Origin of the sequence: Pantoea sp. OVA07A (assembly GCF_019969975.1) — a bacterium.
In the GTDB taxonomy this organism is placed as follows: Bacteria; Pseudomonadota; Gammaproteobacteria; order Enterobacterales; family Enterobacteriaceae; genus Pantoea; species Pantoea agglomerans.
On the sequence record NZ_JAHXYM010000001.1, the window covers coordinates 1,726,468 to 1,741,638 of the forward strand.

At 55.3% G+C, this 15,171-nt stretch carries 19 protein-coding genes; 7 read left to right on the plus strand and 12 right to left on the minus strand.

Features of this window, described 5'->3' with window-relative positions:
* Nucleotides 1–224 precede the first annotated feature (224 nt).
* Complete coding sequence (locus LC417_RS08290) at nucleotides 225–1,274, plus strand: rhodanese-related sulfurtransferase (protein ID WP_010246407.1); 1,050 nt, start codon at nucleotides 225–227, stop codon at nucleotides 1,272–1,274.
* A 39-nt stretch (nucleotides 1,275–1,313) separates the two neighbouring features.
* On the opposite strand, the gene LC417_RS08295 is transcribed toward LC417_RS08290, so the two are convergent.
* The 9 genes from LC417_RS08295 to grxB form a co-directional block, all read right to left on the minus strand.
* The gene (locus LC417_RS08295; RefSeq protein WP_159226301.1) at nucleotides 1,314–1,889 is read right to left on the minus strand and encodes a YceI family protein; all 576 of its coding nucleotides are present in this window, start codon (nucleotides 1,887–1,889) and stop codon (nucleotides 1,314–1,316) included.
* A gap of 1 nt (nucleotide 1,890) precedes the next feature.
* Nucleotides 1,891–2,466 (minus strand): cytochrome b, encoded by a 576-nt coding sequence (locus tag LC417_RS08300; RefSeq protein ID WP_029519566.1) that lies wholly within the window; start codon nucleotides 2,464–2,466, stop codon nucleotides 1,891–1,893.
* A 294-nt stretch (nucleotides 2,467–2,760) separates the two neighbouring features.
* Nucleotides 2,761–3,873 carry an N-methyl-L-tryptophan oxidase gene (gene solA / locus LC417_RS08305; protein WP_010246401.1) on the minus strand — a complete coding sequence of 371 codons (1,113 nt, stop codon included), beginning with the start codon at nucleotides 3,871–3,873 and terminating at the stop codon, nucleotides 2,761–2,763.
* Nucleotides 3,874–3,967: 94 nt separating this feature from the next.
* Nucleotides 3,968–4,222, minus strand: coding sequence for a biofilm formation regulator BssS (bssS, locus tag LC417_RS08310; RefSeq protein ID WP_010246399.1), 255 nt, complete (start codon nucleotides 4,220–4,222; stop codon nucleotides 3,968–3,970).
* Nucleotides 4,223–4,468: 246 nt separating this feature from the next.
* Nucleotides 4,469–4,741, minus strand: a complete 273-nt coding sequence (locus LC417_RS08315; RefSeq protein WP_010246397.1) for a hypothetical protein — start codon at nucleotides 4,739–4,741, stop codon at nucleotides 4,469–4,471.
* Between the two features lie 145 nt (nucleotides 4,742–4,886).
* Complete coding sequence (gene dinI, locus LC417_RS08320; RefSeq protein WP_010246395.1) at nucleotides 4,887–5,132, minus strand: DNA damage-inducible protein I; 246 nt, start codon at nucleotides 5,130–5,132, stop codon at nucleotides 4,887–4,889.
* Between the two features lie 62 nt (nucleotides 5,133–5,194).
* Nucleotides 5,195–6,238 carry a dihydroorotase gene (gene pyrC / locus LC417_RS08325; protein WP_033766918.1) on the minus strand — a complete coding sequence of 348 codons (1,044 nt, stop codon included), beginning with the start codon at nucleotides 6,236–6,238 and terminating at the stop codon, nucleotides 5,195–5,197.
* Nucleotides 6,239–6,922: 684 nt separating this feature from the next.
* Nucleotides 6,923–7,486: a lipoprotein gene (locus tag LC417_RS08330; protein WP_010246390.1), complete on the minus strand. Its 564-nt coding sequence runs from the start codon at nucleotides 7,484–7,486 to the stop codon at nucleotides 6,923–6,925.
* Nucleotides 7,487–7,600: 114 nt separating this feature from the next.
* Nucleotides 7,601–8,248 (minus strand): glutaredoxin 2, encoded by a 648-nt coding sequence (gene grxB / locus LC417_RS08335; protein WP_033757257.1) that lies wholly within the window; start codon nucleotides 8,246–8,248, stop codon nucleotides 7,601–7,603.
* A gap of 299 nt (nucleotides 8,249–8,547) precedes the next feature.
* On the opposite strand from grxB, the gene rimJ reads away from it, so the two are divergent.
* The 4 genes from rimJ to murJ all read left to right on the plus strand — a co-directional run bounded on the left by rimJ (nucleotide 8,548) and on the right by murJ (nucleotide 12,376).
* On the plus strand, nucleotides 8,548–9,138 hold the full coding sequence (gene rimJ / locus LC417_RS08340; protein ID WP_163639613.1) for a ribosomal protein S5-alanine N-acetyltransferase: 591 nt from the start codon (nucleotides 8,548–8,550) through the stop codon (nucleotides 9,136–9,138).
* 16 nt (nucleotides 9,139–9,154) lie between these two features.
* Nucleotides 9,155–9,793: a YceH family protein gene (locus LC417_RS08345; RefSeq protein ID WP_223565698.1), complete on the plus strand. Its 639-nt coding sequence runs from the start codon at nucleotides 9,155–9,157 to the stop codon at nucleotides 9,791–9,793.
* 1 nt (nucleotide 9,794) lies between these two features.
* Nucleotides 9,795–10,715, plus strand: coding sequence for a Gfo/Idh/MocA family protein (locus tag LC417_RS08350; protein ID WP_223565699.1), 921 nt, complete (start codon nucleotides 9,795–9,797; stop codon nucleotides 10,713–10,715).
* A 122-nt stretch (nucleotides 10,716–10,837) separates the two neighbouring features.
* Nucleotides 10,838–12,376: a murein biosynthesis integral membrane protein MurJ gene (murJ, locus tag LC417_RS08355; RefSeq protein WP_010246379.1), complete on the plus strand. Its 1,539-nt coding sequence runs from the start codon at nucleotides 10,838–10,840 to the stop codon at nucleotides 12,374–12,376.
* Nucleotides 12,377–12,682: 306 nt separating this feature from the next.
* Here the strand turns inward: murJ and flgN are convergent, their stop codons facing one another.
* From flgN to flgA, 3 genes are all read right to left on the minus strand, one after another.
* Entirely contained in the window at nucleotides 12,683–13,114 is a 432-nt protein-coding gene (gene flgN / locus LC417_RS08360; RefSeq protein ID WP_010246377.1) for a flagellar export chaperone FlgN, read from the minus strand.
* Between the two features lie 5 nt (nucleotides 13,115–13,119).
* The gene (gene flgM, locus LC417_RS08365) at nucleotides 13,120–13,428 is read right to left on the minus strand and encodes a flagellar biosynthesis anti-sigma factor FlgM (protein WP_010246375.1); all 309 of its coding nucleotides are present in this window, start codon (nucleotides 13,426–13,428) and stop codon (nucleotides 13,120–13,122) included.
* Nucleotides 13,429–13,532: 104 nt separating this feature from the next.
* On the minus strand, nucleotides 13,533–14,192 hold the full coding sequence (gene flgA, locus LC417_RS08370) for a flagellar basal body P-ring formation chaperone FlgA (RefSeq protein WP_010246373.1): 660 nt from the start codon (nucleotides 14,190–14,192) through the stop codon (nucleotides 13,533–13,535).
* Between the two features lie 154 nt (nucleotides 14,193–14,346).
* On the opposite strand from flgA, the gene flgB reads away from it, so the two are divergent.
* Nucleotides 14,347–14,760: a flagellar basal body rod protein FlgB gene (gene flgB, locus LC417_RS08375; protein ID WP_009090882.1), complete on the plus strand. Its 414-nt coding sequence runs from the start codon at nucleotides 14,347–14,349 to the stop codon at nucleotides 14,758–14,760.
* Between the two features lie 2 nt (nucleotides 14,761–14,762).
* Nucleotides 14,763–15,167, plus strand: a complete 405-nt coding sequence (gene flgC / locus LC417_RS08380) for a flagellar basal body rod protein FlgC (RefSeq protein ID WP_013357440.1) — start codon at nucleotides 14,763–14,765, stop codon at nucleotides 15,165–15,167.
* Nucleotides 15,168–15,171 lie beyond the last annotated feature (4 nt).

Below are 15,171 nucleotides of genomic sequence, written 5' to 3' on the forward strand. Positions count from 1 at the left end.
CCGTGCGGTGCTGATATCTCGTTGATTTACGCCATTGTGCCAGTTTTTGACGTGCGCTTAAATATCACTATCGGAACGTGCCATCAATGAACAAAGGTTAATAGTCCAATGTTGCTGGAAAAAACGGCAACAGGCGATCAATCTGGTCACTGGCCTTTGCATCCCGGTGAAATCAGGTATCATGTGCGCGCTAAATTTCTTCTATTGATAACAGGACGAACACCATGCCAGTGTTACATAACCTCGTTTCCAATAAAGAGCTGAAGGCGCGCATGCTGGCTGAAACCGAGCCGCGCACCACTGTCTCTTTTTATAAATATTTCCAGATTGCCGATCCCAAAGCATTCCGTGACGCGCTCTATCTTGGCCTGACAGCTCTTAAGGTCTTTGGTCGCGTCTACGTGGCCCACGAAGGCATCAATGCGCAGATCAGCGTGCCAGCCAGCCAGTATGAAAAGATGAAAGAATGGCTGTATGGCTTTGATCCGGCGCTGAACAACCTGCGGATGAATATTGCGCTGGATGATGATGGTAAATCGTTCTGGGTGCTGCGTCTGAAAGTGCGCGACCGCATTGTCGCGGACGGTATCGAAGACGACAGTTTTGATGCCAGCGATGTGGGTCAGTATCTTAAAGCGGCGGACGTAAACGCCATGCTGGACGATCCTGACGCCCTGTTCGTGGATATGCGTAACCACTACGAATATGAAGTGGGTCGCTTTGATAATGCGCTGGAAGTGCCTGCTGACACCTTCCGCGATCAGCTGCCGATGGCGGTTGAGATGCTGCAGGATCAGAAAGACAAAAAGATCGTGATGTACTGCACCGGCGGGATCCGCTGTGAAAAGGCCAGTGCCTGGATGCGGCACAACGGCTTTGAAGATGTCTATCACATTGAGGGCGGTATCATCGAGTATGCCCGACGTGCCCGTGAGCAGGGATTACCGGTACGTTTCAAAGGCAAAAACTTTGTTTTTGATGAGCGGATGGGTGAGCGGATCTCTGACGATGTGTTGTCGAACTGTCATCAGTGCGGCGAACCCTGTGATACCCACGTTAATTGTGTCAATGACGGTTGTCATCTGCTGTTTATTCAGTGCAAAAGCTGCGCGGAGAAGTTTGAGAACTGCTGTAGCCCGATCTGCCAGGAAGAGGCGAAGCTCTCACCGGAAGAGCAGCGCGCGCGTCGGGCAGGACGTGAAAATGGCAACAAAATCTTTAACAAGTCGCGTGGCCTGTTAAACATGACCATTCCCTCGCCGCTGAAGAAATAAGCGTGGCCGCCTGAAGTCAGCTTCAGGCGGCTTGCTGTTTTACTGGCGTACACCCTCAACCGAGATCATCAGCTGAACCTTCTGCGAAGCTGGCCCCAGATCTTTGGTGATGTTGAAATCTTTCAGTGCAATTTCCCCTTCAGCCTCAAAGCCAGCGCGGTAGCCGCCCCACGGATCCTTACCTTCACCCAGCATTTTCGCCTCGAGCGTTACCGGTTTGGTCACGCCATTCAGCGTAAGATCGCCAGTAATCTTCAGCTCATCACCCTCTTTTTCCACCGCTGTGGATTTGAACGTGGCCTGCGGGTTTTTGCTGGTGTTCAGGAAGTCGGCACTGCGCAGGTGCTTGTCACGTTCAGCATGGTTAGTATCGATGCTGCTGGTGTTAATGGTGACGTCGACTTTATCTGCGGCAGGATTCTTCTCATCAAAGGTGAAGCGGCCATCAAAATCCTTAAAGGTGCCGTAGAGCCAGCTGTAACCCAGATGCTGGATACGGAACTGAATAAAGGCGTGCTGGCCCTCCTTATCGATTTTGTAGTCAGCGGCAGAGGCGGTGAGTGAGCCGAGCAGCAGACTGGCACCGGTCAGCGCCAGCAGGGTCTTTTTAAACATATTATTTATCCTTTTCAGAGGGAGAGGTGAAACGCAAACCCGACATCCGTTTTAAGGTGATATCGCGATCGATAAAGTGATGTTTTACCGCAGCCAGCCCATGCAGCAGTGACAGGACCACAACCGTCCAGGCCAGCCAGAGGTGAATGTCGCCCGCAAGATCAGCCTGTTCGCCAGCACCGCTGAACAGCGCGGGCAGGGTGAACCAGCTGAATACCGAGATGGGTTTGCCATCGGCGGTGGAGATCAGATAGCCGCTGATCAGAATCGCCAGCAGCAGGGTATACAGTAACAGGTGGGCCACCACCGAACTGATGCGTACCAGCGGGGAATAACTGCTAAGCGGTTTTGGCGGCGGTGAAATAACGCGCCACAGCAGGCGAACGATCAGCGTCAGCAACAGGATCACGCCGATGCTTTTATGGATCTCAGGCGCGTCGTGATACCAGCTGTCGTAATAGCCGAGGCCGACCATCCATAATCCCAGCGCAAACATGGCGTAAATTGCCAGCGCCATCGACCAGTGCAGCAGCACGGCAACCAGGCCAAACTGATGAGATGAATTACGTAATAACATAATGAGGTTTTCATGAAGTAATAATCTGAAATAAGCATCCACATTATGAAATATAAAAGCAATCATCCTTACGCTTCTATAACTTTAATTTTATATTGTGAAAAGGTTGAATAAATCAGGTGTGAAATGCGCAATATTACTGAATGAGTTATTTGTGAGGCGCTGGTCGTTAACTAAAAAGAGCCGGAATTAACCAAAAGGGCGAAATATATTCTGACTTTATGTCAGTAATAGTCAATTTTCGTCAAAGTCTGTCAGTCGGGCGGCATCAGGCTGATACCACCCTTTATCGAGTCAGAAACGTGAGAGGCGGAAGGGTGTCAGATCAAAAGAGAACGGTTTTTGCTGGGCAAATTCTGCAGCCAGTTCGCCCAATACGCTGGCGAATTTAAACCCGTGTCCACTGAGCCCGGTGATTAACAAGCGGTCTGGTTCACCCGGCAGGGTATCAATTATAAAGTCTTCATCCGGGCTAAAATCGTAGCTGCAGGCTTCGCCATGCAGACAGACACCGACGCCAGGTAAAAACTGACGGAGGAATCCAAAAGCTTCGCTGCCATCGGCCGCCACCGCGCCAAAAGGTTTACGATCCTCAGGCTGCTGCATCAGCTGACCGCCATCATGACGACCCACTTTCAGGGCGTTGTTATCCGCCGGGAAGCCATAAAACTGGCTGCCATCGCCCATTTCCACCGTAAAACCGGGAAACTTATTGTTCTCACTGTAGCGGCCATCTGCCTGATACCAGGCGAACACCTTGCGGGTGGGCGCGACCGGCAGGTCAGGAACTAATTTGCCAACCCATGTGCCCGCACTGATCAACATTTTGCGGCCCCGGTAGACGCCATCCAGGGTAGTGACCTGCTGCAGATCGCCATCGCGACCCAGCTCTGAAACCGGGCAGTTAAACAGCTGCGCGCAGCCCGCCTGCTCCGCCAGCTGGATCCAGCTGCGTACCGCCTGTTCACATTTCAGATAGCCGGACTGCGGCTCAAATACGCCCAGATAGCCCTCAGGCACATTGATTTGTGGCCAGCGCTTGCGCACGTCATCTGGCTGCATCACCTCAATATTGAGCTGCCAGCGGGTCGCGCTGTCGATGACGTTCTGAATAAACGGCGACTGATTCGGGGCGAGGTTAAGTACGCCACTGCGATGCATGATGCGCTCACCGGCACGCTGTTCCAGCTCATCCCACAGCGTTTGCGCCCGCAGGACCAGGGGAACATAGCCTTCACCTTCACCATAAGCGTGACGAATCAGCCGGCTCTCGCCATGATGTGTGCCCTGATTATGGGGAGGATGGGCGCTGTCGATCATTAACACCGATAAACCCGCCTGGGTGGCATAGTAGCCTGCCGCCGCGCCCACGGAACCGCTGCCAACGACGATAAGATCATAAATCATGGTAACTACGCTCTAAGAGACAGATAATCAAAAGCATACCAGAAACAGAAACGAAAAAGGCACCCCTGAGGGCGCCTCTTTGATGCGGCAGAAATTAATGCTTTTTGAGGAGTCGTTCTATCTGCTCGGCTGATTCTATCTTGGCGATGCCTGCTTCGAGGATCGAGATAAATTGCCTTGCCACATCCGTTGTCAGCCAGTATGTCGGGCCAACATCCGCTTCTTCTTCTTTTTGATCCTGCGACGACAACGAGTGCAGGCGGATCATCATGGCGTCATAGCTGTCAACGGTACTGATATCCCAGCCCACCAGTGGGTGAGTCTGTATAACATCTTTTCTTCTGTCCATTATAACCTCCTTATTACTCGTTAAACGAAGTGCATGATGAGGTTCAATGCGGCTTTTTTATTCCAATAGCGAAACAATTATAACAGTAAACGAGGGTATCACTGTTTAAAAAATGCCGTGAGTCAGCTTCTCACAGAATATTTGCGTTTGAAAGGCGGGCGTAAAAAAATAAAATGCCTGACGGGCAGGCATTTTTATCAGCAGTCAAAAGACAGGCAAAAAGCGGGCTTAGCCGCGTGAGCGGACTCAGAGAGCCGGCGTTTCTGGCACTACGCCGCCGCCGCGTTTTTGCAGTGTTTCTGCCAGACGGGCAAAGTGCTGCTGAAGCTGCTCATCATGGTTTTGATTTTGGGCTTCCAGCGACAGATTGTGTACCAGTAGCTGACTGGCACGATCGTCAAGACAGAAAATCAGACTGGAAAAGGCATTTTCCAGCACCGTTAAACGACGCTTCTGATCACCAATCAGTGCTAACAACTCACCAAAGGTCATCGCCTCTTCCGGTTTATCAGTAGTCATGGTGTCGCACCTCCTGTTATGCGTGACGAGCGCAAGGATAGGGCATTGATCATTAAGAGTCTAGATGCAGGACGGGGTAAGTGCGAGAGGGGAGAAAAGATAAAAAAACCGGGTGGCGACACCCGGAAAAAAAGCACAGTGGCGGTTAATCAGTATTGAACCAGTCGTCAGCGCTTTCCCACGTCTGCTGCAGGATCTCGCTGATCTGGTCGCGCGTCTCTTTTCCACCGCCCAGCACGCTGAGATTATTGGCACTGGCATAACGTACCTTGACGTGATTGGTCGAGTCAGGGAACTGTTCATCAATGCGGCGCGATAATTCATCGCTCAACGCTTCTATCGCGCCAGCAGGAAGAGGTCGGGTATTTGATACGGTAATTTCAACGCGCATAACAGCCTCCGTTTAAGATACTGTATATATTTACAGTATCGGCAGGCCGGAGGCAAGTAAAATTATGCGATGCGCCAGTTCAGTGTTTCACCCGCCAGGAACGGCACCAGTGAATGGCTGCCGAGCGCGATGGACTCTGGCACCTGCCAGGACTCACGCACCAAAGTAATCGTCCCTTCATTCAGCGGCAGGCCGTAAAAACGCGGGCCATTCTCCGAACAGAACGCTTCAAAATGTTCCAGCGCGTTCAGCTCTTCAAAAACGGTGGCGTAAGCGGGTAACGACACTGGCGCATTAAATACCCCCGCGCAGCCGCAACTGGCCTCTTTGAGATGACGCAGATGCGGTGCTGTGTCGGTGCCGAGGAAGACGCGCGGATGACCACTCGCCACTAATTTGCGCAATGCTTCCTGATGCACGTTGCGTTTAAGAATCGGCAGGCAATAGAGGTGCGGACGAATACCGCCCACCAGCATGTGATTGCGGTTAAACATCAAATGCTGCGGGGTAATGGTTGCGCCCAGCGTCTCATCGGCGGCGGCAACATATTCTGCGGCGTCCTGAGTGGTAATGTGCTCCATCACTACTTTCAGTGCCGGAAACTGGCTGCGCAGCGGCACCATAACCGTTTCGATAAACCGGGCTTCGCGGTCAAAAATGTCGACATGCGCATCCGTGACTTCGCCGTGGATCAGCAGTGGCATACCGAGCTTCTGCATCCGCTCCAGCACGCGGGCAATGGAGGCGATATCGGTAACGCCATGGCTGGAGTTCGTCGTAGCGTGCGCCGGATAGAGCTTAGCCGCGGTAAACAGACCGGAGGTGAAACCGCGCTCAAGCTCATCAGGATCAAGCGAGTCGGTCAGATAGCAGGTCATCAGCGGCGTAAAGGCGTGATCGGCGGGCAGCGCCGCCAGGATGCGATCGCGGTACGCTTCACCTGCTGCCACGCTGGTCACCGGTGGCACCAGGTTAGGCATCACAATGGCACGACCATTCACCGCGCTGGTATAGGGCAGGACCGTGTTGAGCATCTCATCGTCGCGCAGATGAATATGCCAGTCGTCAGGGCGACGCAGGGTAAGTTGCTGAGGTTGTGCTGTCATCAGTGAAGCTCCGGCAGAAGGGAAACAAAAGGCGTGTTTTGGCCGGGGTCTAAGCATAAGGATTCAGGCAACCGTTTGCACCTGCTTTTTATGCTGATAAAGAAAATCCGCTGCCCAACAGGGTAATGCTGGTCAGTTAAGATTAGATTTGTAAAGGCTGTCACGGTCAAACGTGGCAGCTTTTTTCCGGGCGAGCGAGCCGCAGTGCGGGCCTGAGCATCGCTGCTGCTGCCGGGCCGTCCTCGCGCCGCTCACGCGGTACCTTCGGCTTTGACGTCGTGCCGACGAACCGTTCGGGGATCGGCCCTCCCTGGCCGGCCCCGAACTGCCCACGCTTCCCGGCGTGGACTTCTGGCCCGGCGTCACGCCTCAGCGCTGCGGATAGCCCTTTCAGCAGCAGAGGCGCTCAGGCCTCCACTTTCGTGCCCTTTTTAACAGCACGCACCAGAAGCTTCAGAGCAGGCCGGAGCCGGGCAGGGGCAGGCAATCCGCAGCGCTGAACAGAATGAGTCTGCCAGGAGAGCCCGCAGGACGCGGGCGAAAGGCGGGGCGGCACAGGATGTGCCATCCCCGGCGGTCCGTCAGGCAGGCGAATGAAGTGAAGGAACCGCGCAGCGGCGCGAGGACCGCCAGCCCCTGAGCGGCACCAGACTGCGTTATCACCTGTCGCTTAACTGACTGGCATTACTGCGTAAAGGGAATAACCAGTTCGCCAGGTTTTACTTCCAGTCCTTTGGCAAACTTCTTCGCCAGCGACTCGCCTTTGCTGCGGTCGGCGCTGAGCACGTAAGCCGGCTTTTGATCAAAGTAGTTTTTCAGCGACTGATTCAGATAAGGCGTCAGCGTTTTCATAATGGAGGCCATTTTTTCCGGAGCGACCTGCGCATCAACTATTTCCAGATCGCGCAGATAGATTGCACCCTGCTGCTGGTCATAGACCGGCTGAGCACGCATCTTCAGTTGCATATCGGCCTGCTGCGGACCAAACAGTGACGTCACATTGATTTTAGCATTACCAGAGAGCGTCACTTTACCTGGCTCTTCACGGCCAATCTGACTGGTCAGGTTGTTCAGGACGATGTGCGCATTAACCAGCCCGGAAACGCCAATATCTTTCTCATAGTTGTTGTGCTTCTGCAGCGCCTGGTTTACTTCCTGTTCGCTGATGGTGTATTGCGTCAGTTGATTACAGCCGCTCACCAGCAGCGCGATCAACAGGGCAGTCAGCCCGAAAAAAGCCTTTTTCATCGATCTTTATCCTGAATATCAGAGCCAATAAACAGGCCATAGCCTGCCTGAATGCGTAGCGGGTGTCATCAGGAAAGAGATGAGAAACGCCGCAGCGTCTCTCATCGGGAGGAGTTAGTGAGCTATCGAGGAGAGCAGATTCACCTGGGTCTGTTTGGCCATGTTATCGCGGTAGTCAGCGACCCGGCTCGGCCAGTCGATACCGGCCACCAGCGTCAGAGAGCGCAGCAGCGGGAAGAGATTAAAATCATCTTCCGACAGCTCGCCATTCACCGCATTGGGCTGGGCGATTAATTTGTCCAGCTTGCGCAGATCGTCGCTGACGTTTTTGATCAGGCCGGCAGAATGACTTTTCAGCGTGTCGAAATCACCGATGCTCGCCTGCTTTTTGTTGCGGAAATAGTCACGCGCCTCCGGCGTCGCAAATTCGGCAAACGCCGCCTCTGCAATGCGCGGCAGAAGCAGTTTATTGACATAGCTGTTCATGTGACGCAGCCAGTCGCCGATCGCCGGATTCAGCGCGCCGATGATCAGCGGTTCGCCATCCTGCTGATCGACATAGTGTACGATCTCCATACTTTCAGGCATCGCGCTACCATCCTGCTTCTGCAGAATGGGCGCCATTTTCTGTCCAATCAGTCGTTTCGGCGTCTCTTCATCGTCGTTGAGCATTACCACCAGCTCAACCGGTTTGTTTTTCAGGCCAAAAATCATTCGCGCTTTAACGCAGAAAGGGCAGTGGTCGTAGATATAGAGCTTCATCCTGATCTCCCGGGTTTTACAGGTTTAGTGTTTAACAGAGTGAATCAATTCATCCTGCTTTCGGGCTCGTAAAAAGTATGGAAGAGATTACTCCACAGGGCAAACCTGCCTGTCAGGCACGCTGCAGGATCCGCTGGTGATGCCGCCTGCAGCAGGGGTTATCCGCAGTGCGACCCGAGCAAAATCAGCCTCTTTATCGCTAAACCGCTGTAACGTTTTACCGCAGCCCAGGCGGCGGTTATAGTGAAAGCCGGGTAATGACGGCTCATCTCTATCAGCCATTGATTTCAGGAGTCAGGATGTTTGGCTATCGTTCTGCCGCGCCCAGGGTGCGATTAACCACCGATCGGCTGGTGGTCCGTCTGGTTCACGAGCGTGATGCCTGGCGAATGGCAGATTACTACGCGGAAAACCGCCTGTTTTTAAAACCGTGGGAGCCGGTGCGTGATGACAGCCACTGCTACCCCTCGGGCTGGCAGGCGCGGCTTGGGCTGATTTCCGACATGCATAAGCAGGGTTCGGCCTTCTATTTCATTTTAATGGACAGCGATGAAACCGAAGTGAGGGGAGTGGCGAACTTCAGCAACGTGTTGCGCGGATCCTTTCATGCCTGTTATCTCGGCTATTCACTGGGTGAAAAGTGGCAGGGGAAGGGGTTCATGTTCGAAGCGTTGCAGGTGGCTATCCGCTATATGCAGCGCCAGCAGCATATTCACCGCATCATGGCTAACTACATGCCGCACAACCAGCGCAGCGGCGATCTGCTGGCGCGACTCGGTTTTGAGAAAGAGGGTTACGCGAAAGATTATCTGCTGATCGACGGACGCTGGCAGGATCACGTGCTGACAGCCTTAACCCTGCGGGAATGGACGCCTGACCGGCGTGGATAATAATGAGGATGCGAGCATGAAGATGACTTTATCGGCGCAGGCGATGCGCGTGCTGGGCTGCCTGCTGGAGAAGCAGGTCACCACGCCGGAACAGTATCCGCTGTCACTGAATGGCGTGGTGGTGGCCTGTAACCAGAAATCGAACCGCGAGCCGGTGATGGAGCTGAGCGAAAGTGAGGTACAGGATCAGCTCGATCAGCTGGAAAAACGGCATCTGATCACCGCCAGCAGCGCAGCCGGGCAGCGGGTCGTGAAATATGAGCAGCGTTTCTGCAACTCCGCGTTTGGCACACTAAAGCTTAACAGCGCAGAAGTCGCTCTGTTGACGCTGCTGTTACTGCGCGGGCCCCAGACGCCAGGCGAACTGCGTACCCGCAGCGGCCGTCTGCACGAGTTCAGTGATGTCAGCGAAGTTGAGCAAACGCTTGAAGGATTGATGCAGCGCGACGACAGTGCTCAGGTGATCCGTCTGTCGCGTGAACCTGGCAAGCGCGAAAGCCGCTTTATGAATCTGCTGGGCGATGAGCCTGACCAGCCGCAGGCCGCAGACGCGTCGGAAGAGCAGGGCGAACTGGCGGCGCGCGTCGCAACGCTGGAACAGCAGGTTGCAGCGCTTCAGGCACAACTCACCCAACTGCTGCAACCGGAGAGCTGAGATGACCTTACGTATTGGCATGGTGGGATTAGGCGGTATCGCGCAGAAAGCCTGGCTGCCGGTGCTGTCGGCGGCGACGGACTGGACCCTGGCAGGGGCGTTTTCCCCGAACCAGGCCAAAGCCCGGCCGCTCTGTGACAGCTATCGCATGCCATATTTTGGTTCGCTGAATGAATTAGCCGCTGCCTGCGACGCGGTCTTTGTCCACAGCAGCACCGCCACGCACTATGAAGTGGTCAGGGCGCTGCTGCTGGCAGGAAAGGATGTCTGCGTCGATAAGCCGCTGGCTGAAACCCTGGAACAGGCTGAGGCGCTGGTGGCGCTGGCGGAAAAACGGCAGCGTAAACTGATGGTGGCGTTTAACCGGCGGTTCGCCCCGCGCTATCAGCAGCTGCGGGCGGAGATGGCGGACGCCGCTTCTCTGCGGATTGAAAAGCACCGTAGCGACAGCGTCGGGCCACAGGATCTCCGCTTTACCCTGCTCGATGACTATCTGCATGTGGTGGATACCGCCCTCTGGCTGGGTGGGAAACCTTTTCGCCAGGTTCAGGGACGCATCGACACCAACGAACAGGGGCAGATGCTCTATGCCGAGCACCATTTCGCTGTTGAGGGCTTGTCGATTACCACCAGTATGCACCGGCGCGCAGGCAGTCAGCGCGAGCGGGTCAGCGCAGTATGTGACGGTAAGTGCATCGACATCAGTGAAATGCGCGACTGGCAGGAAGAACGGCGTGACGGGATGCTGATTACGCCACCGCCCGCCTGGCAGAGTCATCTGACCCAGCGCGGTTTCAGCGGTGCGGCTCGCCATTTCATCGACTGCGTACAAAATCAGACGAAGCCTGAAACCAGCGGTGAGCAGGCGCTGATGGCGCAGCGTGTGGTGGAAAAATTGTGGCGTGAGGCGACGCAGGAATAACGCCTTGTAACACTCCGTGCTGGTCATTTCCCTCCGTGGCAGTAGACTGTCGCCGGGCATCTTCTGGGTGCCCGCGCTAATTCTCCTTTTTTGCCGATTCTTTTCAGGATGCGCCGTCAATTATGAATTTGTTGAAATCGCTGGCAGCGGTCAGTTCTATGACCCTGTTTTCCCGCGTACTGGGCTTTGCCCGTGATGCCATCGTGGCGCGGGTGTTTGGCGCCGGAATGGCGACCGATGCGTTCTTTGTTGCGTTTAAACTTCCCAATCTGCTGCGGCGTATTTTTGCTGAAGGCGCCTTTTCTCAGGCCTTCGTGCCCATTCTGGCTGAATATAAAAGCAAGCAGGGCGAAGAGGCGACGAAACTGTTTTTGGCTTACGTCTCGGGCCTGCTGACGCTGGCGCTGGCGCTGGTCACGGTGGCGGGCATGATTGCTGCGCCCTGGGTCATCATGGTGACGGCACCCGGCTTTGCCGACAGTCCCGATAAGTTTGCGCTCACCAGCTCGCTGCTGCGGGTGACCTTTCCCTACATTATGCTGATTTCGCTGGCGTCACTGGCGGGTGCGGTGCTGAACACCTGGAACCGCTTCTCGGTACCGGCCTTTGCACCGACCCTGCTGAACGTCAGCATGATTGGCTTTGCGCTGTTTGCCGCGCCGCACTTCCACCCACCGGTAATGGCGCTGGCCTGGGCCGTCGTGGCTGGCGGCGTGCTGCAGCTCGGCTATCAGCTGCCACACCTGAAGAAGCTCGGGATGCTGGTGCTGCCACGCCTGAATCTGCGTGATGCGGGCGTCTGGCGGGTCATGCGTCAGATGGGACCTGCCATTCTGGGCGTTTCTGTCAGTCAGATCTCACTGATCATCAATACCATCTTCGCCTCGTTTCTGGTCTCAGGTTCGGTCTCCTGGATGTACTACGCGGACCGCCTGATGGAGTTCCCCTCGGGGGTGCTGGGCGTGGCGCTGGGCACCATTCTGCTGCCGTCGCTGGCCAAAAGTTTTGCCAGCGGCAACCATGATGAATATTCCCGGCTGATGGACTGGGGTCTGCGCCTCTGTTTCCTGCTGGCGCTTCCCAGCGCGGTGGCGCTGGGCATGCTCTCCGGCCCGCTGACCGTGGCGCTGTTCCAGTACGGCAAATTCACTGCCTTTGATGCTCTGATGACGCAGCGCGCCCTGATCGCCTACTCCGTCGGACTGATGGGGCTGATCGTGGTCAAGGTGCTGGCTCCGGGCTTCTATTCCCGTCAGGACATCAAAACGCCGGTTAAAATCGCGATTATCACGCTGATCATGACGCAGGTAATGAACCTGGCGTTTATTGGTCCGCTGAAACACGCCGGTCTGTCACTGTCTATTGGGCTGGCAGCCTGTCTGAATGCGTCTTTGCTCTACTGGCAGCTGCGTAAGAAGAATATCTTTATGCCGCAGCCGGGCTGGAGCAGCTTCCTGATCCGCCTGCTGATAGCCGTAGTGGTGATGGCAGGTGCGCTGTTTGCCATGCTGCAGTGGATGCCAGCCTGGGAGCAGGGATCGATGCTGTGGCGGCTGCTGCGTCTGGCCGCGGTCTGTGGTGTGGGCGGCGGGGCTTACTTCCTGGCGCTGGGACTGCTGGGCTTCCGGTTGCGCGACTATGCGCGTCGCACCGCTGTGTAAAGCTTGCCGCAATAAATAAATTCAACGCGCAGGGAACAGGGGCAGAGGAGGAAAGCGTCCCGCGCCATGGACAAAAACGCCGGGAGCGTTTTTGAACAACGCAACGCGTTGGCCCGGCAACGGGCGCACCTCAGGGATGAGGTGCGTAATCGCGCGGGCCGAGCGGCCAGGGATTGGCTTTAGCGTCTTTCCGATCTGCCCCTGTTCCCTGTGCAGGCTCAATTTTAAAGCTCATCATGGTGAAGGAAAAAACGCACCAATAAAAAATCCCGCACCAGGCGGGATTTTTTTTCGCTACTTTCCGGTTCAGGCTTTGCGACTTAACGTCGCCTGGCCTTTACCCATCCCATCCGGGCCGTAAAAGGCCTGGGTCTGATGCGGCTTCAGCACGTCAAGCGCATCCTGGGTGTAGCGGATCTGGTGTTGCAGCAGCAGGCCGTTATGAACATTGGCATCCTGCAGACGACGGCTATGCTGCTGGATAGTGTCCCAGCGGCGCGCCATGTCGTTCTGACCACGATAAGGTGCCGATGTCGCCTGACTCTGTTCAGCGGTGCGGCGCATCTCATCCAGATAGTTCAGCGTACTGAGCAGCGCGCTTTTATCTTCGGTAATACGCTGCAACAGATTGCTGTTAATGTTTCCGGCTGCCAGCTGCTGCTGCTCTTCTTCCAGCACGGCTGAGAGCGACGCCAGCACGTCCTGCATCTTATCTAAGGTGGTCTGCAAATTACTCATGGGAACTAATTACCCTCTAAATACGCCTTGGTGTCGGCAATCAGCGCATCGGCGATTTTGCCGGTATCCATCTTCAGTTCGCCATTACGAATGGCGGTTTTCAGTTGTTCAACGCGCTCGACGTTAATATCTTTGCTGCTCGGCTGCATCAGCTGCGACTGCGCGCTGCTCAGGCTGACCTGGGCTGCTGCAGGGGTCGTGGCTGCTGCCACCGGGCTGGCGCTCTGGCGCACTTTGCTGCTGCCGGACTCACTGCTATCGCGGCTCTGTACGGTGCTGGCGGGTTTCAGAGGTTGCGTTCTGTCAATGCTCATGTTCGGGCTCCTGTACGGTCAGGGGAAGTCTGCCACCTGAATCAGAATAGCGTTATCGCTTCGTTGATTCTTCTATCGGCAGCACTACTGGCTTCTTTAACACTTTACAGCGTTATAAGAATATTCCCATCCTCGCGTACCTTACCGCTGACAATCTGGCCATTTCCCATCCTGACCCGGACCGACTGCGATCGGGCGGCGTTATTCAGCGCCTTGCCCTCACCGCTGGCGTCAAAGCCGTCACCGCTGGCAATCACCATCACATTCTGCCCCGCCTTGACACGCCACGGCTGACGCAGCGTGGAGGGATTAATCGGCTGTCCTGGCTGGATATCGCGCAGCACCACAGCATCTGCGACCGAGTCCGCATTCAGCAGGGCGCGGGCAGGCAGAGTATCAAGGCGGCCGGTCTGCAGAGTGAAATCACTCTCGCTCACGCTACTGCCCTGGCTCAGCAGCCGGTTCGCCACCAGATAGGAACCGGTGACCTGCACCTGAACCTGAATATAACGGCGGTTCTCGCCACAGTTTGCCGCCACGCTCATATTGCCCCACAACCGGCTGTTGCCGGGCAGGGTGAACTGTGGCGCCTCACAGGCTGGCCACTGTTCCTGTGGCGTGCGTACCACCACGACCATGCCATCAGCATGCTGGGCGTCACGCGCTTTAAAAAATTGATTCAGTTGTGCATTGAGATCCCCGGCGGAAACCGGCAGGGCGATCGCGACCAGCAGGCTGGTCAGCAGGGTCAGATATCGACGCATTGTGCATTTCCTCACTGATGATGGCGACGAGTGTAACCCTTAAGAAAAATCCTTAATTGTCAAAATAGCGGTCATTTGAGGCCTTATTCAGACGATGACCCCTTGCATTTTCAAATTAAGCTGCGAGCTCGAAATTCTCATACGCGGAGGAAACATGCTCGACAAACTGGATGCGGCGCTGAAATTTGGTACGGAGGCCCTCAACCTGCGTGCTCAACGTCAGGAGATCCTGGCGTCAAATATTGCCAACGCCGATACCCCTGGTTATCAGGCCCGGGATATCGACTTTGCCAGCGAGCTGAGTCGGGTGATGTCCAATGGTCGTGCGGAAGGCAGCAGCATGGCGTTAAAAGTCACGTCAGCTCGCCACATTGAAGCACAGACAAACGGCGTGCCATCGATGGATATGCTTTATCGCATTCCTGACCAGCCTTCTGCCGACGGCAACACCGTAGATATGGACCGTGAGCGTACGCAGTTCGCGGATAACAGCCTGAAATATCAAACCGACCTCACCCTCATCAGTAGCCAGATCAAAGGCATGATGAGCGTGTTACAAGGACAATAATTATGGCCTTGCTGAATATTTTTGACATTGCCGGTTCAGCGATGACCGCGCAATCACAGCGATTAAACGTCAGTGCCAGTAACCTGGCGAACGCCGACAGCGTCACCGGCCCCGATGGAAAGCCTTACGTGGCAAAGCAGGTGGTTTTCCAGACCGATGCGGCGCCAGGCTCAGCCACCGGCGGCGTGAAAGTGGCAAGAGTCGTGGATGACCCTACACCTGCCAAGCTGGTCTATGACCCGGGCAATCCGATGGCAGATGCCAAAGGCTACGTGAAGATGCCGAACGTGGATGTGGTCTCTGAAAGCGTCAACACCATGTCGGCGTCACGCAGCTACCAGGCCAACGTCGAAGTGCTCAACACCGTGAAGTCGATGATGATGAAAACCCTGACGATCGGGCAATAACGGA

Bases quoted from the DNA above. Each gene is read 5' to 3' on its own strand.
- LC417_RS08290 (WP_010246407.1), top strand. From the start codon at position 225: ATGCCAGTGTTACATAACCTCGTTTCCAATAAAGAGCTGAAGGCGCGC.
- LC417_RS08295 (WP_159226301.1), bottom strand. From the start codon at position 1,889: ATGTTTAAAAAGACCCTGCTGGCGCTGACCGGTGCCAGTCTGCTGCTC.
- LC417_RS08300 (WP_029519566.1), bottom strand. From the start codon at position 2,466: ATGTTATTACGTAATTCATCTCATCAGTTTGGCCTGGTTGCCGTGCTG.
- solA (WP_010246401.1), bottom strand. From the start codon at position 3,873: ATGATTTATGATCTTATCGTCGTTGGCAGCGGTTCCGTGGGCGCGGCG.
- bssS (WP_010246399.1), bottom strand. From the start codon at position 4,222: ATGGACAGAAGAAAAGATGTTATACAGACTCACCCACTGGTGGGCTGG.
- LC417_RS08315 (WP_010246397.1), bottom strand. From the start codon at position 4,741: ATGACTACTGATAAACCGGAAGAGGCGATGACCTTTGGTGAGTTGTTA.
- dinI (WP_010246395.1), bottom strand. From the start codon at position 5,132: ATGCGCGTTGAAATTACCGTATCAAATACCCGACCTCTTCCTGCTGGC.
- pyrC (WP_033766918.1), bottom strand. From the start codon at position 6,238: ATGACAGCACAACCTCAGCAACTTACCCTGCGTCGCCCTGACGACTGG.
- LC417_RS08330 (WP_010246390.1), bottom strand. From the start codon at position 7,486: ATGAAAAAGGCTTTTTTCGGGCTGACTGCCCTGTTGATCGCGCTGCTG.
- grxB (WP_033757257.1), bottom strand. From the start codon at position 8,248: ATGAAGCTCTATATCTACGACCACTGCCCTTTCTGCGTTAAAGCGCGA.
- rimJ (WP_163639613.1), top strand. From the start codon at position 8,548: ATGTTTGGCTATCGTTCTGCCGCGCCCAGGGTGCGATTAACCACCGAT.
- LC417_RS08345 (WP_223565698.1), top strand. From the start codon at position 9,155: ATGAAGATGACTTTATCGGCGCAGGCGATGCGCGTGCTGGGCTGCCTG.
- LC417_RS08350 (WP_223565699.1), top strand. From the start codon at position 9,795: ATGACCTTACGTATTGGCATGGTGGGATTAGGCGGTATCGCGCAGAAA.
- murJ (WP_010246379.1), top strand. From the start codon at position 10,838: ATGAATTTGTTGAAATCGCTGGCAGCGGTCAGTTCTATGACCCTGTTT.
- flgN (WP_010246377.1), bottom strand. From the start codon at position 13,114: ATGAGTAATTTGCAGACCACCTTAGATAAGATGCAGGACGTGCTGGCG.
- flgM (WP_010246375.1), bottom strand. From the start codon at position 13,428: ATGAGCATTGACAGAACGCAACCTCTGAAACCCGCCAGCACCGTACAG.
- flgA (WP_010246373.1), bottom strand. From the start codon at position 14,192: ATGCGTCGATATCTGACCCTGCTGACCAGCCTGCTGGTCGCGATCGCC.
- flgB (WP_009090882.1), top strand. From the start codon at position 14,347: ATGCTCGACAAACTGGATGCGGCGCTGAAATTTGGTACGGAGGCCCTC.
- flgC (WP_013357440.1), top strand. From the start codon at position 14,763: ATGGCCTTGCTGAATATTTTTGACATTGCCGGTTCAGCGATGACCGCG.